16 protein-coding genes and 2 rRNA genes are annotated in these 19,976 nt (G+C 60.5%); 13 read left to right on the top strand and 5 right to left on the bottom strand.

The annotated features are described in order from the left end of the window. Both KO538_RS09760 and rrf read left to right on the top strand, forming a co-directional pair. Positions 1 to 96: ribosomal RNA gene (locus tag KO538_RS09760) — 23S ribosomal RNA — on the top strand; the annotation flags it as partial. A gap of 138 nt (positions 97 to 234) precedes the next feature. Then, positions 235 to 347: ribosomal RNA gene (gene rrf / locus KO538_RS09755) — 5S ribosomal RNA — on the top strand. 232 nt (positions 348 to 579) lie between these two features. Here the strand turns inward: rrf and KO538_RS09750 are convergent. Continuing rightward, positions 580 to 1,140: an acyloxyacyl hydrolase gene (locus KO538_RS09750; protein WP_034745449.1), complete on the bottom strand. Its 561-nt coding sequence runs from the start codon at positions 1,138 to 1,140 to the stop codon at positions 580 to 582. A 107-nt stretch (positions 1,141 to 1,247) separates the two neighbouring features. On the opposite strand from KO538_RS09750, the gene KO538_RS09745 reads away from it, so the two are divergent. Beyond that, the gene (locus KO538_RS09745) at positions 1,248 to 2,144 is read left to right on the top strand and encodes an NAD(P)-dependent oxidoreductase (protein ID WP_257620251.1); all 897 of its coding nucleotides are present in this window, start codon (positions 1,248 to 1,250) and stop codon (positions 2,142 to 2,144) included. 1 nt (position 2,145) lies between these two features. Here KO538_RS09745 and KO538_RS09740 read toward each other — a convergent pair whose 3' ends face one another. Then, positions 2,146 to 3,339, bottom strand: coding sequence for a M20 aminoacylase family protein (locus KO538_RS09740; protein ID WP_219328130.1), 1,194 nt, complete (start codon positions 3,337 to 3,339; stop codon positions 2,146 to 2,148). 206 nt (positions 3,340 to 3,545) lie between these two features. Between KO538_RS09740 and KO538_RS09735 the strand changes: the two genes are divergently transcribed. The 4 genes from KO538_RS09735 (at position 3,546) to KO538_RS09720 (ending at position 10,375) form a co-directional block, all read left to right on the top strand. Then, positions 3,546 to 5,621, top strand: a complete 2,076-nt coding sequence (locus KO538_RS09735) for a molybdopterin-dependent oxidoreductase (RefSeq protein ID WP_219328129.1) — start codon at positions 3,546 to 3,548, stop codon at positions 5,619 to 5,621. 2 nt (positions 5,622 to 5,623) lie between these two features. Next, complete coding sequence (locus tag KO538_RS09730) at positions 5,624 to 6,673, top strand: aminopeptidase (protein WP_219328128.1); 1,050 nt, start codon at positions 5,624 to 5,626, stop codon at positions 6,671 to 6,673. 276 nt (positions 6,674 to 6,949) lie between these two features. Next, on the top strand, positions 6,950 to 8,632 hold the full coding sequence (locus tag KO538_RS09725; protein ID WP_070302822.1) for a long-chain fatty acid--CoA ligase: 1,683 nt from the start codon (positions 6,950 to 6,952) through the stop codon (positions 8,630 to 8,632). Positions 8,633 to 8,692: 60 nt separating this feature from the next. After that, on the top strand, positions 8,693 to 10,375 hold the full coding sequence (locus KO538_RS09720) for a long-chain-fatty-acid--CoA ligase (protein ID WP_219328127.1): 1,683 nt from the start codon (positions 8,693 to 8,695) through the stop codon (positions 10,373 to 10,375). On the opposite strand, the gene KO538_RS09715 is transcribed toward KO538_RS09720, so the two are convergent. Continuing rightward, positions 10,372 to 11,544, bottom strand: coding sequence for an acyltransferase family protein (locus tag KO538_RS09715; RefSeq protein WP_219328126.1), 1,173 nt, complete (start codon positions 11,542 to 11,544; stop codon positions 10,372 to 10,374). The two genes, KO538_RS09720 and KO538_RS09715, sit on opposite strands and share 4 nt — an antisense overlap. A gap of 155 nt (positions 11,545 to 11,699) precedes the next feature. Here KO538_RS09715 and KO538_RS09710 point away from each other — a divergent pair, with 155 nt between their 5' ends. Next, positions 11,700 to 12,566: a LytTR family DNA-binding domain-containing protein gene (locus tag KO538_RS09710; RefSeq protein WP_219328125.1), complete on the top strand. Its 867-nt coding sequence runs from the start codon at positions 11,700 to 11,702 to the stop codon at positions 12,564 to 12,566. Here the strand turns inward: KO538_RS09710 and KO538_RS09705 are convergent. Together KO538_RS09705 and KO538_RS09700 are read right to left on the bottom strand one after the other, a co-directional pair. Continuing rightward, positions 12,563 to 14,155, bottom strand: coding sequence for an alkaline phosphatase (locus KO538_RS09705; RefSeq protein WP_219328124.1), 1,593 nt, complete (start codon positions 14,153 to 14,155; stop codon positions 12,563 to 12,565). The genes KO538_RS09710 and KO538_RS09705 overlap by 4 nt on opposite strands. Before the next feature lie 21 nt (positions 14,156 to 14,176). Next, positions 14,177 to 14,542, bottom strand: a complete 366-nt coding sequence (locus tag KO538_RS09700) for an acyl-CoA thioesterase (RefSeq protein WP_223278886.1) — start codon at positions 14,540 to 14,542, stop codon at positions 14,177 to 14,179. Between the two features lie 136 nt (positions 14,543 to 14,678). On the opposite strand from KO538_RS09700, the gene KO538_RS09695 reads away from it, so the two are divergent. The 5 genes from KO538_RS09695 to KO538_RS09675 all read left to right on the top strand — a co-directional run bounded on the left by KO538_RS09695 (position 14,679) and on the right by KO538_RS09675 (position 19,968). After that, positions 14,679 to 16,529 carry an ABC transporter ATP-binding protein/permease gene (locus KO538_RS09695; RefSeq protein ID WP_034747574.1) on the top strand — a complete coding sequence of 617 codons (1,851 nt, stop codon included), beginning with the start codon at positions 14,679 to 14,681 and terminating at the stop codon, positions 16,527 to 16,529. 195 nt (positions 16,530 to 16,724) lie between these two features. Beyond that, the gene (locus KO538_RS09690) at positions 16,725 to 17,681 is read left to right on the top strand and encodes an amino acid ABC transporter substrate-binding protein (RefSeq protein ID WP_034745472.1); all 957 of its coding nucleotides are present in this window, start codon (positions 16,725 to 16,727) and stop codon (positions 17,679 to 17,681) included. A 98-nt stretch (positions 17,682 to 17,779) separates the two neighbouring features. After that, positions 17,780 to 18,529: an amino acid ABC transporter permease gene (locus KO538_RS09685; RefSeq protein ID WP_070303009.1), complete on the top strand. Its 750-nt coding sequence runs from the start codon at positions 17,780 to 17,782 to the stop codon at positions 18,527 to 18,529. A 1-nt stretch (position 18,530) separates the two neighbouring features. Further along, on the top strand, positions 18,531 to 19,223 hold the full coding sequence (locus KO538_RS09680; RefSeq protein WP_034745474.1) for an amino acid ABC transporter permease: 693 nt from the start codon (positions 18,531 to 18,533) through the stop codon (positions 19,221 to 19,223). Positions 19,224 to 19,242: 19 nt separating this feature from the next. Continuing rightward, a complete protein-coding gene (locus KO538_RS09675; RefSeq protein WP_034745477.1) occupies positions 19,243 to 19,968 on the top strand; it encodes an amino acid ABC transporter ATP-binding protein in 726 nt (241 codons plus the stop codon). Positions 19,969 to 19,976 lie beyond the last annotated feature (8 nt).

The raw sequence follows: 19,976 nt of genomic DNA, 5'->3' as shown, positions 1-19,976 counted from the left end.
AAGGGTCGTTCGAGACCAGGACGTTGATAGGCTGGGTGTGGAAGTGCAGTAATGCATTAAGCTAACCAGTACTAATTGCCCGTACGGCTTGTCCCTATAACCTTAGCAGGTACAGAGGATAAGACGGTACAACGTTGCGTGTGTGTTGATACTACCAGTCATTACCCCAATCTTTGCTTCTTCCAGATTCAGGCTTTGTCGCTCCATCGAGGACAAATGCCAGTACAAGTTATGCCTGATGACCATAGCAAGTTGGTCCCACCCCTTCCCATCCCGAACAGGACCGTGAAACAACTTTGCGCCGATGATAGTGCTGCAACCAGTGTGAAAGTAGGTTATCGTCAGGCTTGTTATTCGAAAAAACCCCTTCCGGTGATCCGGTTGGGGTTTTTTTACGTCTGGTGGTTTTGTTGGGCGCCGCGGGTGTTTGTCGGCTTACGCGCGCAGCGCTAAGCCGACCTACGTTTATTGGATGGCGGGTAGGTCGGATTAGCGTAGCGTAATCCGACAAGTCGGCAGCCAAGTGACAAACGAAAAAAAGGCAGCGCTACGCGCTGCCTTTGTCATTTATCACCTTCATTAAAAGTGATAAGCGACTTTGACGTTCATGTAATTGACGCCGCTATTTGGTTTCTTGTAGCCGCCGTTCGAGAAATGCTGGATCTTCGCAGCGACTTCCCACTTGTTATTGAAGACATAGCCGACGCCGATATGGTCGCCGAACTGGAAGTGGGTCGACAGGCGGTCATCGTCGTTGTTGTACAGTTTCGACAGCATGTGCACGCCGATGCCGGCTTCCGCATAAAAACCCAGCTTGTTCGTATTTTCAAAGCGGAACACGGGAGTAAAACCCAGGTCCCACAGCTTTTGATGCTGGCCTGAGACATTCTGATAGCTCTTGGCATCCCAGCCGCCGATGCTGGCATCCCAGTAACCGCTCAGCTGCGTGCCATTCGATACAAACCAGGCTTTATCCCAGTTCGAGGTCACGCCGGCGCGTACCATTTGTACCTTCACGCCCTTGGCATATTCGCCGTAGACGGAGTCGATCAGTTTGTCGTCGGCGGCAAAGCCGGCGTTAGCCGCCATCAGCGCGGCAACAGCGGCGATGGATTTGAGGAGATTCTTCTTGAAGGACATAGAGACTTTCATCGTAAAATTGGCCGTCAGGCTTGTCTTGTTAGCGCAGGCACCTAGTTTTGCACACTACTCCCGCCACCTGTTTGATCTCAGAGGTTGAATTGACATTGTCTACAAAAATCGCATTTCTCGGTATTGGCCTAATGGGAGGGCCGATGGTCCGGTGCCTGCTGCGCGCTGGATATTCTGTCACAATTTGGAATCGCACGCACAGCAAGGCCCAAGTCCTGCGTGCGGCAGGGGCGCAGCCGGCCGTTTCAGTGGCTGAGGCCGTCAACGGGGCGGACGTCGTCATCTCGATGCTGGAAGCTGGCCCTATCGTGGCGCAGGTGCTGCAAGAGGCGTTGCCGGCCTTGTCCACTGGTGCGCTCTGGATCGACATGAGTTCCACCAAGCAATCGGAAGCCCAGCAATTTCATGCCATTTTGCACGCTGCGGGGCATGGCTTCATCGATGCGCCCGTGTCCGGTGGCGTCGGTGGGGCGCAGGCAGGTACCCTGGCCATCATGGCCGGCGCCAGCGCCAGCGATTACACGAAGGTTGAAACGATTCTGTCAGCCATGGGACGCCCGACCCTGGTGGGGCCGGCCGGCAGTGGACAGGTGGCCAAGCTGTGCAATCAGCTGATCGTCGGCGCCACCTTGAATATCGTGGCTGAAGCGCTGTTGCTGGCCCAAGCGGCGGGCGCCGATGCGAGCGCCGTACGGGCGGCTATCCGCGGTGGTTTTGCCTCGAGCAAGATTCTGGAGGTGCATGGCCAGCGCATGTTGGAACGCAATTTTGTTGCTGGCGGCCAGGTGAAAAGCCAGATCAAGGATATGCACAACATCCTTGCGGCGGCCGAAGCAGCGCACGTGACTTTGCCGGTGACGCAACTGGTGACGCAGCGCTATGAAGCCCTCGCCGGCACCCACCCGACGGCCGATCACGCGGCCGCCTTGCTGGCCCTGGAAGCGTTGAATCCGGGCCAGCGCCTGGGCACCGGTCCGGATCAACTGAGCTGATTCAAGCGATGGGCAGGCTCGCTTCGGCCAGCTTGACCCAGAAACTGGCGCCGATCGGCAGCAGATTGTCGTTAAAGTCGTAGCTGCCATTGTGCAAGACGCACGGGCCCAGGCCGTGGCCGCCATCGCGGTGCTCGCCGTCGCCATTGCCGATGAAGATGTAGCAGCCGGCTTTTTCCTGCAGGAAGAAAGAAAAATCTTCCGCGCCCATGGTCGGTTCGACATTCGCGTTGACCTTGTCGGCGCCCACCACGCTTTTCATCACTTCGACGGCAAACGCCGTTTCTTTCGCATGGTTGACCAGCGGCGGATAGTTGCGCTTGAAGTGGAAATCGACTTCCGCGCCAAAGGCGGCGGCCGTGTGCACGGCGATCTCGCGCATGCGCTCTTCGATCAAGTCCAGCACGGGCTTGGTGAAAGTGCGCACGGTACCGACCAGGCTGGCGTCATCGGGAATCACATTGGTGGCGCTTCCCGCATGGATTTGCGTGATCGACAGCACGGCCGTGTCGAGCGGACTCTTGTTGCGCGTGATGACGGTTTGCCAGCTTTGCGCGATTTGCACGGCCACCATGACGGGGTCGATGCCCTTGTGGGGCTGGGCCGCATGGGCGCCCTTGCCTTTGACGGTGACGTGGAATTCATTGCTGGACGCCATCATGGGCCCTTCCACCACGCTCAGGGTGCCCGTTTCGGCGCCTGGCCAGTTGTGCATGCCGTAGATGGCATCCATGGGAAAGCGGGTAAACAAGCCGTCTTCGATCATTTCGCGCGCGCCGGCGCCGCCTTCTTCCGCTGGCTGGAAAACCAGGTAGACCGTGCCATCAAAGTTCCGGTGCTGCGCCAGGTAATGGGCGGCGCCCAGCAGCATGGCTGTATGGCCATCGTGGCCGCAGGCGTGCATCTTGCCCGGGTGGCGTGAAGCATGCTCGAAGGTATTCATTTCCTGCATCGGCAAGGCATCCATGTCGGCGCGCAGGCCGATGGCGCGTGTCGACGTGCCATTTTTGATGATGCCGACCACGCCGGTGCGGCCCAGGCCGCGTACCACGGGGATGCCCCATTCCGTCAGCTTGGCGGCGACCACGTCCGAGGTGCGCTGTTCTTCGTAGCACAGCTCGGGATGCGCGTGCAGGTCGCGTCGGATACCTTGCAGCTCGGATTGAAACGCCAAGATCGGATCAACTAGTTTCATGGGACTCTCCTGTGGATGCTGGCACGCAGCAATGTATGGCGCGCCGGACCGCGCTTGCTTGATCGAAAACAGGCGCGGCTAATAGTGCATTGTAGCCCTTGTTTGCCGGGTAAATCCAGCGCACGGACGTGCTTGCCACGGCGCCAACAGCAAGCGCGCGGAATGGTTTACAGTATCGCCTTCCCCCAACGTTTTTGGATTGCCCCATGACCACCACCCAAGTGCGCGCCGCCTGCCCGCTCGATTGCCCCGATACCTGCGCCTTGCTGGTCACCGTGACCGATGGGGTGGCCACGGCCGTCAAGGGCGATCCCGACCATCCGACCACGGCTGGCGTGCTGTGCACAAAGGTGTCGCGCTTCACGGAGCGCACCTACCATGCGGACCGGCTGCTGCATCCGCTGCGCCGCGTGGGCAAGAAGGGCGAAGGCAAGTTCGAACGCATCAGCTGGGAAGAAGCGCTGCAGACCATCGCCGCCCGCTTGAAACCGATCGCCGCGCGCGATCCGCAGGCGATCTTGCCTTACAGCTACTGCGGCACCATGGGCCTGGTGCAGGGTGAATCGATGTCCTCGCGCTTCTTCAACCAGCTCGGCGCTTCCCTGCTGGACCGCACCATCTGCGCCTCGGCCGGTGCCACGGGCTACCGCTACACGGTGGGCGCCAGCATCGGCACCGATATGGAGCAGTTCCAGAACGCGAAATTGATCATCATCTGGGGCGGCAACCCGATCGCCTCGAACCTGCACTTCTGGATGCGCGCCCAAGAGGCCAAGCGCAATGGCGCGACCCTGATCGCCATCGATCCCTACCGCTCGCTGACGGCCGAAAAATGCCACCAGCATATCGCCTTGCTGCCGGGTACCGATGCGGCCCTGGCGCTGGGCTTGATGCATGTGCTGATCACGGAAGACCTGGTCGATCACGACTATATCGCGCAGTACACCATCGGCTATGCGGAACTGAAACAGCGGGCCCTGGAATGGCCGCCCGAGCGCGTGGCCGAGGTGTGCGGCATCACGGCCACGGAAGTGGTGGAACTGGCGCGCCTGTACGGCCAGGCATGCCGCTCTGGCGAGGGCGCCGCCATCCGCGCCAACTACGGCGTGCAGCGCGTGCATGGCGGCGGCATGGCCGTGCGCAATATCGCCTGCCTGCCCGCGCTGACGGGCGCCTGGCGCCATCCTGCCGGCGGCATGCAGTTGTCGAGCTCGGGTTCCTTCCCCGTCAACCGCAAGGCTTTGCAGCGCCCGGATTTATTGAAAGGCACGCCACGCACGATCAACATGAGCACCATCGGCGACGATTTATTGAAAGAAAGTTCCGCCGAGTTCGGCCCGCAAGTCGAAGCCGTGATCGTCTACAACTCGAACCCGCTGGCGGTGGCGCCCGATTCCTCGAAAGTGGCGCAGGGTTTCGCCCGCGAGGATTTGTTTACGGTCGTGCTCGAGCATTTCCAGACCGATACCGTCGATTACGCCGACATCGTGTTGCCGGCTACCACGCAGCTGGAGCACGTCGATGCGCATTCCACCTACGGCCACCTGTACATGATGGCGAACAACGCGGCCGTGGCGCCGCTGGGCGAAGCGAAGGCGAATACGGAAATCTTCCGTTTGCTGGCGCAGCACATGGGCTTTGATGACCCGTGCTTCCAGGAAAGCGACGATGCGCTGGCAGCCAAGGCATTCGACACGACCGATGCGCGCGCCGTGCATTTCGACTGGGAATCGCTGAAACGCACGGGCTGGCAAAAGCTGGCCATGGCCGAGGCGCCATTTGCCCACGGTGGTTTCCCCACGCCATCGGGCAAATGCGAGTTGTATTCGAGCGCCATGGCGCAGGCGGGACTCGATCCCCTGCCGACGTATATCGCGCCGCACGAATCGCTGGCCAGCAATCCCGCGCTGGCGGCCCGTTATCCGCTGGCCATGATTTCCCCGCCGGCACGCAACTTCCTCAACTCCACCTTTGTGAACGTGAAAAGCCTGCGCGCGGCCGAAGGCGAGCCGCACCTTGACATCCATCCCGACGATTGCGCCGCGCGCGGCATTGCGGCTGGCGACATGGTACGCATCTTCAACGACCGCGGCAGCTTCGTGGCCAAGGCCAGGGTGACGGACAAGGCCAGACGCGGCCTGGTGGTGGGCTTGTCCGTATGGTGGAAGAAACTGGCCAGCGACGGCAAGAACGCCAATGAAGTGACGAGCCAGCGCCTGACGGACATGGGCCGCGCGCCGACCTTCTACGATACGCTGGTCGAAGTGGAAAAGGCTGGCTGACCATGGCGCGCTGGCCGGCCCGCTTGCTTGTCGGCATGCTGTGCCTGCCGCTGGGCGGCTGCACGCAGCTGCGCTACTACACGCAGGCGGCGCAGGGGCAATATGCGCTGTGGTCCGGCTCGCGCCCGATCGGTGACTGGCTCGATGACCCTGCCACCGAGCCGCGCCTGAAAGTGCGCCTGGCCAAGGCGCAGCAGATTCGCCGCTTTGCCGTCAGCGAGCTGGATTTGCCGGACAATGGCAGCTACAAGAACTACGCCTCCCTGCGGCGCCCCTTCGTGCTGTGGAACGTGGTGGCCACGCCGGAACTGTCGCTGCAGCCGCTGCAATGGTGTTTTCCCATCGCCGGCTGCGTCAATTACCGCGGTTATTACAGCAAGGACGAGGCGCTCGCGTATGCCGCCGAACTGCGGGCCCAGCATTACGACGTGCAGGTGGGCGGCGTGCCCGCGTATTCCACGCTGGGCTGGTTCGACGATCCCTTGCTGTCGACCTTTATCAATTACAACGATGCGGAACTGGCGCGCCTGATCTTCCATGAACTGGCGCACCAGGTGGTGTACGTGCCCGGCGATTCGGCCTTCAACGAGTCGTTTGCCAGTGCCGTGGAAGAGGCAGGCGTGCGGCGCTGGCTGGCGCGCGAGGGTAATGACGCGATGCGCGCCGCGTACGACCAGTATGCGGCGCGGCGCCAGGATTTTTTGGCCCTGCTGTTGACATACCGGGGCGAACTGGAAGCCGTGTATGCGAGCGGCGCCAGCGATGCGGAGAAGCGCGCGCGCAAGGCGCAGGTGTTTGCGGCATTGCAAGATGCATATCAGGTACTCAAGCAAAACTGGGGTGGCTTTGCCGGTTACGACCGCTGGTTCGAGCAGCCATTGAGCAATGCACACCTGGCTTCCGTGTCTACCTACAATGAATTTTTGCCGGCCTTCAGAAAATTGCTGGAAGAAAAAAAGAACTTTCGTGCTTTTTATGCTGCAGTGCACACAATGGCCCAGATGAACAAGCCTGAGCGCAGGCGTGCGCTGGAACAATTGTCCAGCCCCTGACCCGTAAAGATTGTCCCGTACGCCGAGCCAGACGATCCTGCAACAGTGTATTTATCATGCTGCATTGCAGCATAAAATACCCTTAGAGTTGCCGCTCGAATACTGTTGAAAGCGCTTGCATGGAAGCGCGGCGCCCGATAGCATCGCATTAGTAGCATAGAGCAATTGCTCGTCAGAATGCTCAAACTGACTGCAGGACAATAGAATCCGCAGCAATGATCCGCGCCGGCAGGGTGCGCCGGCTCCCCCACGATTATTCGAGACAAGAGGCACAGGATGGAAAAAATTTGGCTGAAGTCGTATCCTCCCGGCGTCCCCGCCGACATCGATCCTGATCAATATCGTTCGCTGGTGCACCTGCTGGAAGAAGCGTTTCAAAAATATGCGGACCGCAATGCCTATGTCTGCATGGACAAATTTCTCACCTATGCCGAACTCGATACCTATTCGCGCCAGCTCGGTGCCTGGCTGCAAAGCCGTGGCCTGAAGAAGGGCGCCCGGGTGGCCCTGATGATGCCGAACGTGCTCCAGTATCCGGTGGCGATCGCCGCCGTCTTGCGCGCCGGCTACACGGTGGTCAACGTCAATCCTCTTTATACGCCGCGCGAACTCGAGCATCAGCTCAACGATTCGGGCAGCGAAGCGATCATCGTGCTGGAAAACTTTGCCCATACCTTGGAGCAAGTACTGGCCAAGACGGCCGTCAAGCACATCATCGTTGCCAGCATGGGCGAAATGCTGGGCGGCTTGAAGGGTGCGATCGTCAATTTTGTCGTGCGCAACGTCAAGAAGATGGTGCCCGCGTATTCCTTGCCGAACGCCATGCGTTTCAAGCAGGCGCTGGCGCTGGGCAGCCGCATGAAACTCACGCCTGTCGAGCTGAGCATCAATGACGCTGCCTTCCTGCAATACACGGGCGGCACGACGGGCGTGTCGAAAGGCGCGACCTTGAGCCACCGCAATGTGATCGCCAATGTGCTGCAGAGCGAAGCGTGGTCAGGCGCGGCGCTCGACCAGAACAGCAAGGAACAGATGATCGTCGTTTGCGCCTTGCCGTTGTACCATATCTTTGCCCTGACGGCGTGCGCGATGTGGGGCACGCGCGTGGGCGCCCTGAATATCCTGATCCCGAATCCGCGCGATATCCCTGGCCTGATCAAGGAGCTGGGCAAGTACAAATTCAATCTGCTGCCAGCGGTCAATACCCTGTATAACGCGCTGGTGAACCACCCCGATTTCGCCAAGCTCGATTTCTCGGGCTTGAAGATCGCCAATGGCGGCGGCATGGCGGTGCAGCAAGCCGTCAATGACAAGTGGCTGCAAGTGACGGGCGTGTCCATCATCGAGGGTTATGGCCTGTCGGAAACGTCGCCCGTCGCCACCTGCAATCGGGCCGATACCACGGTGTTTTCCGGCACCATCGGCTTGCCCGTGCCATCGACCGAGATCGCCATCCTCGACGATGACGGCAAGGAAGTGCCGCTGGGCCAGACGGGCGAAATCGCCATCCGTGGCCCGCAAGTGATGAGCGGCTACTGGAACCGTCCCGATGAAACGGCCAAGGTCATGACGCCTGATGGCTACTTCAAGTCGGGCGACGTGGGCATCATGGACGAGCGCGGCTATGTGAAGATCGTCGACCGCAAGAAAGACATGATCCTCGTCTCCGGCTTCAATGTGTATCCGAACGAAGTCGAGGCCGTCATCGCGGCCCATCCGGGCGTGCTCGAGTGCGCCTGCGTGGGCGTGCCGGACGAACACTCTGGCGAAGCCGTGAAAGTGTTTGTCGTGCGCAAGGATCCGAACCTGACCCAGGCAGTGCTGGCCGCGTATTGCAAGGAACAATTCACAGGCTACAAGCGGCCGAAATACATCGAGTTCCGCGATGAACTGCCGAAGACCAACGTCGGCAAGATTTTGCGTCGCGCCCTGCGTGACGAAACGAAGACAGCAGCATAAACAGTGCAGGGTGTGCGCATCAGGCTGCACACCCTTTCTACAGATAAAGATGAGGCATAGATGGACAAGATTTGGTTGAAGTCGTACCCGGACACCGTTCCCGCAGAGATTGATTGCACGCAATACCGGTCCGTCACGCATTTGCTGGAAGAGTCGTTCCAGAAATATGCGGACCGCAACGCGTTCGTGTGCATGGATAAATTTCTCACCTACCGCGAGCTCGACAAGCTGTCGCTGCAGATGGGCGCCTGGCTGCAAAGCAAGGGCCTGAAGACGGGTGCGCGCGTGGCGATCATGCTGCCCAACGTGCTCCAGTATCCGGTGGCCATGGCGGCGATTTTGCGCGCCGGCTACACGGTGGTCAACGTCAACCCGCTGTACACGCCTCGTGAATTGCAGCACCAGCTGATCGATTCGGGTAGCGAAGCGATCATCGTGCTGGAAAACTTCGCCACCACGGTCGAGCAAGTGTTGCCACACACGCAGGTCAAGCACGTGATCGTCGCCACCATGGGCGACATGCTCGGTGGACTGAAAGGCACCATCGTCAACTTCGTCGTGCGCAAGATCAAGAAAATGGTACCCGCGTTTTCCTTGCCGGGCGCCATCAGTTTCAACAAGATGCTGGCCGAAGGCGCACGCTTGAGCCTGACGCCGGTGCAGCAGGGGCATGACGATATCGTCTTCCTGCAATACACGGGCGGCACGACGGGCGTGTCGAAAGGCGCGATGTTGTTGCACCGTAATGTGATCGCCAACGTGCTGCAAAACGAGGCGTGGATTTCGCCCGTGATGACCAAGGAAATGCGCGCCACTTCGATGGGATTCATGTGCGCTTTGCCCCTGTATCACATCTATTCGCTGACGGTCAGCGCGCTGATGGGCATGCGCGTGGGCGGCTTGAACGTGCTGATCCCGAACCCGCGCGACATCCCCGGTTTCGTCAAGGAATTGTCCAAGCACAAGATCGTAGTCTTCCCGGCCGTCAACACCTTGTACAACGCGCTGCTGAACAATGCGGACTTCGCCAAGCTCGATTTCTCCAGCTACAAAGTGTGCAATGGCGGCGGCATGGCCTTGCAGCGCAACGTGGCCGAACGCTGGTTGAAGCTGACGGGCTGTCCGCTGATCGAAGGCTATGGCATGTCGGAAACGTCGCCCGTGGTGACGGGCAACCGCGTCGACATCACGGAATTTACGGGCACCATCGGCTTGCCTTTCCCTTCGACGGAAGTGGCAATCTTGAACGACGATGGCGTGGAATTGCCGCTGGGCGAGCCGGGCGAGATCGCCGTGCGCGGCCCCCAAGTGATGGCGGGATATTGGCAGCGCCCGGATGAGACAGCCAAGTCGATGACGGCAGACGGCTTTTTCAAGACGGGCGACGTGGGCGTCATGGATGAACGCGGCTACGTGAAGATCGTGGACCGCAAGAAAGACATGATCATTGTGTCCGGCTTCAATGTGTATCCGAACGAGGTGGAAGACGTGGTCGCTTCCTGCCCTGGTGTGCTCGAATGTGCCTGCATCGGGGTGCCGGACGCCAACGCGGGTGAAGCCGTGAAAGTGTTTGTCGTGCGTAAGGATCCGAACCTGACGGTGGAACAGATCCGCGAGCATTGCAAGCATGAATTGACGGCCTACAAGAAACCGAAATACATCGAGTTCCGCGATGAATTGCCGAAGACCAATGTCGGCAAGATCTTGCGCCGTCAATTGCGCGACGAAAAGAAGGTTGCCTAGTTCGCCGCCAGGCTTGTGTCCGCCGCCAGCTTCCGTGCTGGCCGGGCGGGCAAGCCGAAGCAGAGGCGCAGCCAGTTCACCTTGCTGATCAGCAGCGACGTCCCCAGCCAGCAGATTGCCACCGTGCCGGCCAGTATCAGTAGCGGTTCCACCACGGGGCCCAGCTTCAGGGGCACGAGCCAGTAGGCCAGCACGATAATCGCGCTCTGGTGCAATATGTACCAGGGAAAGACGGCCTGGCGCGCCCATGGCAGCCAGGCAAAAGGGCGGTTCAATAGCGTATGCGACCAGCCCAGGATGGCGCAGATGGCCAGCCACATATACAGGTTGCGCATGGGCCAGGAGCCGAACGAGGCCCAGGTCAGCAGGTTCTCCGAATAAATCTGGTCGAACGCCATGTACACGGTAAACGCGCCCAGGCCCAGCCACAGCGTATGCCAGCGCAGGCGCGCCAGTTCCGCCCACAATCCCATGTCATTGCCCAGCCACCAGCCATACACGAACATCGTGAAATACATGGCGTGTGCATACCAGTCGTGCACTACCGCATGGGTTTCCGGATAGCGCATTTTGAGGAAGACTGTCGCGGCCAGTGCGGGCAGGGCCGGCAAGACGAGCAAACGCCAGCCGCGCAGACGCTGGAAGTACGGTTTCATCCGCTCAAGCAGCGGTTGCAGTGCCACCAGCACGACGATGTACAGCAGCAAATACACGAGATACCACAGGTGGTTCCAGGTAAAGCCATATTGCCAGCCATCGAAGGCGCCTGCCGGCCAGGCGTAGCCGCCAAAGTAATGGAGCAGGAATTGTCCATAACCAGGTTCGACCAGGCCCTTGCTGACACCTTCGCAATATGGCTGGATGGGGATGACGACGGCGATGCCGAACAGCAGCGGCAGCAGCAGGCGCTTGATCCTGCGCCACAGGAAGGTGCCGCGCGAGGCTTGCGTCATCATGGCGCACGAGACGCCGGAGATGAGGAAGACGATTTCCATGCGCCAGCGGTTGAGGAAGACCAGCGGCATGTTCAAGGCATCGGTGGCGTAGCTGCTGTGCATGTGAAAGTTCCATCCATCCATGTACAGCAGGGCGGTGTGATAGCCAATCAGCAGGCTGAAGACGAGAAAGCGCAAGGCGTCGATATCGTGGCGGCGGGAGTCCATGGTCATGATCGTGGGCGAGTGATGAAGGAGGCCCCAGCATAGGCAGCGGCGGGGCTGCGAGCCAGCAAAATGGGACCAGCGGACGGCTGGTTGGGACGAATGGATCGCCTGGGACGGGTGTGGGACCTTACAATCATGTAAACAATTTATCGTCCGAGCCCATGCACATCGCGTCCACTGACTTGTTGCAACGTTATCAACGCTGGCGCCGCATGGCCGAGCCGGGATTCTGGATCGTGCTGACCCTGTTGCAAGCCAGCGTCAACAGCTGGCTCGTGTGGCTGGACCTGCGGCGCACCGGGGTCAATACGCCGTTCTGGGAAGTGGCCGTGTGGGAATGGAGCAGCAATCTCGTGCTGCTGGCGCTGGTGCCTGTGGTCGTGCTGGCGGGACAGTACCGGCCCCTGCACCTGGTGTTCCAACGTCAGAACCTGCGCTGGCACCTGGCTGCCTCAGTTGTCTACAGCCTCGTGCATGTGGCGGCCATGGTGGCCTTGCGCAAGCTGGCTTACTTGAGCGCCGGCAGCCACTATGATTTTGGCGCCTGGTGGCGCGAGTTGCCGTATGAATACCTGAAAGATGTGCGTGCTTACTTCCTCGTCTTGCTGACCGTAGGTTTTTACCAGTTGCTGCTGATGCGCTGGCAAGGCGAGGCGACACTGCTCGGTGAACCCGACGAAGGGCCGGCCGTGGAACCCGTGCAGCAGCCGGAGCGGTTCCTCGTACGCAAGCTGGGCAAGGATTTTTTGCTGCCCGCCGGCGACATTGAATGGATACAGGCCTGGGGCAATTATGTGAATTTGCACGTGCGTGGCCACGATTACCCGCTGCGCTCGACCATGGCCGCCATCGAGCGCCGCCTGGACGGTAAACGGTTCGCGCGCGTGCACCGCAGCTATATCGTCAACCTCGATTTCGTGCAGGCAATCGCACCACTGGAATCGGGCGATGCGCGCGCCGTGCTGACCACGGGCGGCGAGGTGCCCGTCAGCCGGCGCTATCGCGAGGGCTTGAAAAGTAGTTGCTAGCTGCGTTGCACGCCCGCCTTGCCGTTCTGGACGGTAAAGCGGGCCAGTGTCGCGATGCTTGATGCGCTGTCGCGCACGTTCTCCAGGCCCTGGAACAAGGTCGTGGTTTTATCCGGCGTGATTTCCATCAACATATAGCCGCGCTTGTCGCTGCGCCCGTAGCGGATGTGCGGGTTCATCGCTACGTACTGTTCCGTGCGCGCCTGTGGACGCGAGCTGGACGTGATGGAGGTGCCGCAAAACTCGGTGGCCAGCACCGGATTGTTCTTGCCGCTGGGCCGCATGGCGTTACGGCTCAGTTCGGTGGCATAAAAAGTGTGCACGTCGCCCGACAGCACCAGCGGGTTGCTGGCCTTGCTGCTTTGCAAGGCGTCTAGCAGGTGCTGGCGCGCCATCGGATAGCCATCCCATCCATCGGTCCAGACGCGTTCGTCGCCGGGCCGCAAAATCGGCACCTGGCTCGATTGCGCCATCAGGGTTTGCTGGGCCAGAATATTCCAGCGCGCGGGAGAATCATCGAGGCCCGTTTGCAGCCAGCGCTGCTGTTCTTCGCCCAGCATCGTGCGTTGCGGTTTCAGCAGGTCGGGGCAATTGCGCGTGGTGACGGAATTGGAGCCGCCGCGGCCCGGCCTGGCGCACGCGTGATAGGCACGGTATTGCCGGTCGTCCAGCATGTGGAAGCGCGCCAGGCGGCCCCAGTCGTAGCGCTGGTAGATGCGCATGTCGACAAAGCCCCGCCGGCCCAGCGGCAGCAGGCGCAGCGGCATGTGTTCATAAAACGCCTGGTAGGCGGCCGCGCGGCGCTGCAAAAAGGTGGGCGTGAGCAACTCGTCGCGGTCATTGCCGTAATCGTTGGCCACTTCATGGTCGTCCCAGGTGACGATCCACGGCGCGGCCAGGTGCGCGCCCTGCAAGTCGCGGTCGCTCTTGTATTGCGCGTAGCGGGCGCGGTAGTCGTCCAGCGTAAAGCTTTCATGCGTGCGCACGGCCCGGCCCGGATGCTGCAGCTGGTACGGTCCCCATTCATAAATGTAGTCGCCGAGAAAGGCCACCAGGTCGGGCGCGGCTGCCGCGATGTGCCGGTGCGCCGCATAGGCGCCGAATTCCCAGTGCTGGCACGAGGCAACGGCCAGTTTCAGCGAGGAAGGCATGACGCCGGACTCGGGCGCCGTGCGCGTGCGGCCCACGGGACTGACGGCGTCGCCCAGCATGAAACGGTACCAGTACCAGCGTCCGGGCGCGAGACCGCCCGCGTCGACGTGTACGCTGTGCGCGAGGGCGGGCATGGCCGTGGCTTGCCCCTTGGCGGCGATGCGGCGAAACGCTTCGTCTTCGGCCACTTCCCAGCGCACGTTCAGGGCGATGGCGGGCGTGGCGGCTGCGTGCAGCGGGTCGTGGCAGATGCGCGTCCACAGCACGACGGCGTCCGGCAAGGGTGAGCCGGAAGCGACACCGAGCGCAAACGGATAGCCGGCGCCATTCATGCGCGTGGCGGCGCTCGCGCTGGAACCGGACAGCACGCTGCCGGCCGCGGCCAGTGCCGTGATGCGCGCAGCGCTTTGCAGGAAGATGCGGCGCTGGCTATCCATGGTGTGGAATGATTGCAACAATCAAGATGACAGCAAGGTCTCGATCGGCGGCACCTTGCGCGGCTTGCGGTCGGAGTCCGTCGCCACGTAGATCAGGGTTGCTTCCGTGACTTTCACGATGCATGCCTGCAGGCGGTTGCGCTCGGCATACACCTCGACATTGACGGTGATCGAAGTATTGCCGACCTTGACGATGTCGGCGTAGAAGGAGAGCAGATCGCCGACGAAGACGGGGTTTTTGAAGACGAAGGAATTGACGGCGATGGTGGCGACGCGACCGTTGGCGCGCCGGGTGGCCGGCAGGGAACCGGCGATATCGACCTGCGCCATGATCCAGCCGCCGAAGACGTCGCCGTATACATTGGCGTCGGACGGCGCGGGCATCATGCGCAATTCCGGCATTTTTCCGGCGGGCAGGCCGGAGGCGAGGCAGTTGTCGGGACGGTCTGGGGAGGTGCTCATCTTTTATTCTCATGAAAGGCTACAATTGCCCCGATTGAACCATAAAAAGCCGACCTTCGCCATGCGCCGTTCCCAGACTTCCCCTCCGCCCCGCTCGCCCGCTTCCGCCAGCCACAGCGATTTCGCCACCATCAAGACCTTGCTGCCATATCTCTGGGTCTACAAATGGCGGGTGCTGCTGGCGCTGCTATGCCTGGTGGGCGCCAAGCTGGCCAACGTGGGCGTGCCCCTGATCCTGAAAAAACTCGTCGACGCCATGACGATCACGGCGGCCCATCCGCAAGCGCTGCTGGTGCTGCCCGTCGGCTTGCTGGTGGCCTACGGCTTGCTGCGCCTGTCGACCACCTTGTTTACGGAACTGCGCGAATTCCTGTTCGCCCGGGTCACGCAGCGGGCCGTGCGCACCATCGCGCTGCAAGTGTTCCGCCACCTGCATGCGCTGTCCTTGCGCTTTCATTTGAACCGCCAGACGGGCGGCATGACGCGCGACATCGAACGGGGCACGCGCAGCGTCGGCTCGCTCATTTCCTACACCCTGTTCAACATCCTGCCGACCCTGGTGGAAATCACCCTCGTGCTCGGCTATCTGGTCTTGCATTACGACATCTGGTTCACCGTCATCACGGCGGTGGCGCTCGTGTCCTACATCGCATTTACCGTGCTGGTGACGAACTGGCGCACGCATTTCCGCCGCACCATGAACGACCTCGATTCGAAGGCCAATACCAAGGCCATCGATTCGCTGATCAACTATGAAACCGTCAAATATTTCGGCAACGAGGATTACGAAGCGAAGCGCTACGACGAAGGCTTGCAGCGCTATGAATCGGCGGCCGTGAAATCGCAGACTTCCTTGTCCCTGCTGAACACGGGCCAGTCCCTGATCATCGCCACGGCCGTCACCCTGATCCTGTGGCGCGCCACGGTGGGCGTGATCGCCGGCACGATGACCCTGGGCGACCTGGTGCTGGTGAACGCCTTCATGATCCAGCTGTATATCCCCCTCAATTTCCTGGGTGTGATTTACCGCGAAATCAAGCAAAGCCTGGCCGACATGGAACGCCTGTTTTCCTTGCTGAACGAAAACCGCGAAATCGCCGACACGCCGGAAGCGCAGCCGCTCGTCACGCGGGGCGCGGCCGTGCGCTTTGCCCACGTGGATTTCAGCTATGAAGCCAAGCGGCAAATCCTGTTCGACGTGGATTTCCAGATCCCCGCCGGCACGACGACAGCCGTGGTGGGCCACAGCGGCTCGGGCAAGTCGACCCTGTCGCGCTTGCTGTTCCGCTTCTATGAAGTCGATGGCGGCGGCATCACCATCGATGGCCAGGATTTGCGCAACATCACACAGGATTCCCTGCGCGCGGCCATCGGCATCGTGCCGCAGGATACGGTCTTGTTCAACGACACCATCGAATACAACATCGCCTACGGCAAGCCGGGCGCCAGCAAGGAGGCCATCGTGGCGGCGGCGAAAGCGGCATCGATCCATGATTTTATTGAAAGCTTGCCAGATGGCTACAACTCCATGGTGGGCGAGCGGGGCTTGAAATTGTCGGGCGGGGAAAAGCAGCGCGTGGCCATTGCCCGCACCTTGCTGAAAGACCCGGCGATATTGATCTTCGACGAAGCCACTTCAGCGCTCGACTCCAAGGCCGAACAGGCGATCCAGTCGCAGCTGAAGGACATCGCCAAGAACCGCACCACCCTGGTCATTGCGCACCGTTTGTCGACGGTGGCCGACGCCCAGCAAATCCTCGTACTCGACCACGGCCGCATCGTCGAGCGGGGCACGCATCCGCAATTGCTGGCGCTCGACGGCCTGTATGCGCAGATGTGGCAACGCCAGCAGGCGAACATGGACGATGAGGCGCAAGAGGATGAGTTGGCGGGTCTGGCGCCGGCAAAATAAATCGGGAATGTGAAATCAGTAGGAAAAATGCTACAGCCGCGCTGATTCCAGCGCGCGTATAGCGCCTATTTGCGGGCAATCGCAGAAAATGGCTGGTCGGGTGCTGAAAATGAAATAAAATTAATTCCAATGGTGGCGTCTGCACCACAGTTGTTTCGTTCGGAGTCCATCCGGTTTGTCCGCCCAGGAGAATTTATGAAATTGACCAAAATCATCGCCACGCTGCTCAGCGTCGGTGTCATCAGCAGCATGTCGCCAGTCCAGGCTCAGGAATTGACCGGCACCTTGGCCAAGATCAAGAAAGCCGGTTCCGTCACTCTCGGTGTGCGCGACGGCTCCGTGCCCTTCTCCTATCTCGACGACAAGCAGCAATACCAGGGTTATTCGATCGACCTGTGCATGAAAGTCGTCACGGCCCTGCAAAAGCACCTGGGTCTGAGCGAACTGAAAGTGGTGATGAGTCCCGTCACGTCGGCCAACCGTATCCCGCTGATGGCCAACGGCACCATCGACCTCGAATGCGGCTCGACGACGAACAACCTGGAGCGCCAGCAGCAAGTGGCGTTCGCCCCGACCATGTTCGTTATCGGCAACCGCGTGCTGGCGAAAAAATCCTCGAACATCAAGACCCTGGAAGACTTGCGCGGCAAGACCCTGGTCGCTACCGCTGGCACGTCGACCATCAAGCAGATGACGATCCTGAACAAGGAAAAGAACCTGGGCATGAATATCGCCGTCGGCAAGGATCATCCCGAGTCGTTCCTGATGCTGGAAACGGGCCGCGCGGTGGCTGAAGCCAACGACGACATTTTGCTGGCGTCGCAAGTGGCCAACTCGAAAAACCCGAACGACTACGAAATCACCAAGGAAGCGCTGTCGGTCGAGCCGTACGGCATCATGCTGCGCAAGGGCGACCCGGCCTTCAAGAAAGTGGTCGACGATGCGCTGATCCGCCTGTACAAGAGCGACGACATCAACCGCATTTACGCGAAATGGTTTACCTCGCCGATCCCGCCGAAAAACATCAATCTGAAATTCCCCATGCCGCCGCAATTGAAGGCCGTGTTTGCCAATCCGACCGACTCCGGCGACCCTGCCGCGTATGCGGCCGTACCGGAAGCGCAGAAGACGTCGGACAAGCGGAAAAAGTAAAGATTGCGTAACAAACCGGGAGGCGCAAGCCTCCCGATTTATTTGCGGGACGGGTGGCCGGCTGGCCGCTGTCCTCGGGCTGCATGCGAAGGATGATCATGAATTACAACTGGAATTGGCGCATTTTCTGGGAGATTTCTCCCGATGGCGTGGGCACGTATATGGACACCCTGTGGTCCGGCCTGACCTGGACCCTGGCCACGGCCGGTGCGGCGTGGATCATGGCGCTGATATTGGGCCTGGTGATCGGCACCATCCGCACCTTGCCGAACAAATGGCTGGTGGGCGTGGCCAATGCCTACGTCGAACTGTTCCGCAACGTGCCGCTGCTGGTGCAGATGTTCCTCTGGTATTTCGTCATGCCGGAACTGCTGCCGCCGGACCTCGGCGCCTGGGTCAAATCGCTGCCAAATGCGCCGTTCGTCACGGCCGTGCTGTGCCTGGGGTTCTTTACTTCCTCGCGCGTGGCCGTGCAGGTGACGACGGGCATCGAGGCGCTGCCGCGCGGGCAGAAACTGGCCGGCACGGCGCTGGGCCTGACCCTGCCGCAAACCTACCGCTTCATTTTGCTGCCGATGGCTGCGCGCGTCATCATGCCGCCGCTGACCAGCGAATTTTTGAACATCATCAAGAACAGTTCCGTGGCTCTGACCATCGGCCTGATCGAGCTGACAGCCAGCGCGCGCGCCATCCAGGAGTTTTCCTTCCAGGTGTTCGAAGCGTTTTCGGCCGCCACCATCATCTACGTCGTCGTCAACCTGCTGGTGGTGGTGCTGATGCACCTGATCGAGAAAAAGGTCGCCATCCCGGGCTTCATCGTCGCTGGCGCCAAGACGGGAGGACATTGATATGTTAGGCAATTTCGACTTCGATGTCATCTCCCGCTCGTGGGTCTACCTGTTCCAGACCGGCATGGTCTTCACACTGAAACTGACGGCGCTGTCCATGGTCGGCGGCATCGTGCTCGGTACCCTGCTGGCGCTGATGCGTTTGTCCGGCAGCCGCCTCATCTCGGGCGTGGCATCGAGCTACGTCAATCTGATACGCTCGATTCCGCTGGTGCTGGTGATCTTCTGGTTCTACTTCCTGGTGCCGTATATCGCGGCCTGGATCATCGGCGCCAACGAGCCCGTGAAAGTGGGCGCGTTTTCTTCCGCGCTGATCACCTTCATCATGTTCGAGGCGGCCTACTATTGCGAGATCATGCGCAGCGGCATACAGTCGATCCCGCGCGGCCAGGTATGGGCCGGCCAGGCACTGGGCATGAACTACTCGCAGACCATGGCCTTCATCGTGCTGCCGCAGGCGTTCCGCAACATGATTCCCGTGCTGCTGACGCAGACCATCGTGCTGTTCCAGGACGTGTCGCTCGTGTACGTGCTGTCGATCCCCGATTTCGTCGGCGCCGCATCAAAAATCGCCCAGCGCGACGGCCGCCTGGTGGAGATGTACGTGTTTGTCGCCGTCGTGTATTTCGTGCTGTGCTATGCCTTGTCGTTCCTGGTAAAACGCCTGCAGAAACGCGTCGCCATCATTCGCTAACCGTAAAAGAAAGAACAAGATGATTGAACTCAATAACGTCAGCAAATGGTATGGCCAGTTCCAGGTACTGACCGATTGCACCACCAACGTCGCCAAGGGTGACGTGATGGTCATTTGCGGCCCGTCGGGCTCCGGCAAGTCGACCCTGATCAAGACCGTCAACGGCCTCGAACCGATCCAGCAGGGGCAGATCATCGTCGACGGCATCAGCGTCAACCACCCGAAGACGAATCTGTCGAAACTGCGCGCGCGCATCGGCATGGTGTTCCAGAATTTCGAGCTGTTCCCGCATCTGTCGATCCGCGAAAACCTCACCATCGGCCAGATCAAGGTGCTGGGCCGCAGCGCCGACGAAGCCAATGCCAAGGGCTTGAAATACCTGGACCGCGTGGGCCTGCTGTCGCAGCAGGACAAATTCCCCGGCCAGCTGTCGGGCGGCCAGCAGCAGCGCGTGGCGATCGCCCGCGCGCTGTCGATGGACCCGATCGCCATGCTGTTCGACGAACCGACATCGGCGCTCGATCCGGAGATGATCAACGAGGTGCTTGACGTGATGGTGGGCCTGGCGCAGGAAGGCATGACGATGATGGTCGTCACGCACGAAATGGGCTTTGCCAAGCGCGTGGCCAACCGCATCGTCTTCATGGACCAGGGAAAAATCATCGAAGATTGCAGCAAGGATGACTTCTTCAATACGACGCGCTCGGACCGCGCACGCGATTTCCTCGCCAAGATCATCCATTAATTTTTCAT

Origin of the sequence: Janthinobacterium sp. NKUCC08_JDC (assembly GCF_019345575.1) — a bacterium.
GTDB lineage: Bacteria > Pseudomonadota > Gammaproteobacteria > Burkholderiales > Burkholderiaceae_D > Janthinobacterium > Janthinobacterium aestuarii.
This window is presented reverse-complemented; position numbering and strand designations above follow the sequence as displayed.

Excerpts from the sequence above, each read along its gene's own strand:
- KO538_RS09750 (WP_034745449.1), bottom strand. The coding sequence starts at position 1,140 with ATGTCCTTCAAGAAGAATCTCCTCAAATCCATCGCCGCTGTTGCCGCG.
- KO538_RS09740 (WP_219328130.1), bottom strand. The coding sequence starts at position 3,339 with ATGAAACTAGTTGATCCGATCTTGGCGTTTCAATCCGAGCTGCAAGGT.
- KO538_RS09735 (WP_219328129.1), top strand. The coding sequence starts at position 3,546 with ATGACCACCACCCAAGTGCGCGCCGCCTGCCCGCTCGATTGCCCCGAT.
- KO538_RS09730 (WP_219328128.1), top strand. The coding sequence starts at position 5,624 with ATGGCGCGCTGGCCGGCCCGCTTGCTTGTCGGCATGCTGTGCCTGCCG.
- KO538_RS09725 (WP_070302822.1), top strand. The coding sequence starts at position 6,950 with ATGGAAAAAATTTGGCTGAAGTCGTATCCTCCCGGCGTCCCCGCCGAC.
- KO538_RS09720 (WP_219328127.1), top strand. The coding sequence starts at position 8,693 with ATGGACAAGATTTGGTTGAAGTCGTACCCGGACACCGTTCCCGCAGAG.
- KO538_RS09715 (WP_219328126.1), bottom strand. The coding sequence starts at position 11,544 with ATGACCATGGACTCCCGCCGCCACGATATCGACGCCTTGCGCTTTCTC.
- KO538_RS09710 (WP_219328125.1), top strand. The coding sequence starts at position 11,700 with ATGCACATCGCGTCCACTGACTTGTTGCAACGTTATCAACGCTGGCGC.
- KO538_RS09705 (WP_219328124.1), bottom strand. The coding sequence starts at position 14,155 with ATGGATAGCCAGCGCCGCATCTTCCTGCAAAGCGCTGCGCGCATCACG.
- KO538_RS09700 (WP_223278886.1), bottom strand. The coding sequence starts at position 14,542 with ATGATGCCCGCGCCGTCCGACGCCAATGTATACGGCGACGTCTTCGGC.
- KO538_RS09695 (WP_034747574.1), top strand. The coding sequence starts at position 14,679 with ATGCGCCGTTCCCAGACTTCCCCTCCGCCCCGCTCGCCCGCTTCCGCC.
- KO538_RS09690 (WP_034745472.1), top strand. The coding sequence starts at position 16,725 with ATGAAATTGACCAAAATCATCGCCACGCTGCTCAGCGTCGGTGTCATC.
- KO538_RS09685 (WP_070303009.1), top strand. The coding sequence starts at position 17,780 with ATGAATTACAACTGGAATTGGCGCATTTTCTGGGAGATTTCTCCCGAT.
- KO538_RS09680 (WP_034745474.1), top strand. The coding sequence starts at position 18,531 with ATGTTAGGCAATTTCGACTTCGATGTCATCTCCCGCTCGTGGGTCTAC.
- KO538_RS09675 (WP_034745477.1), top strand. The coding sequence starts at position 19,243 with ATGATTGAACTCAATAACGTCAGCAAATGGTATGGCCAGTTCCAGGTA.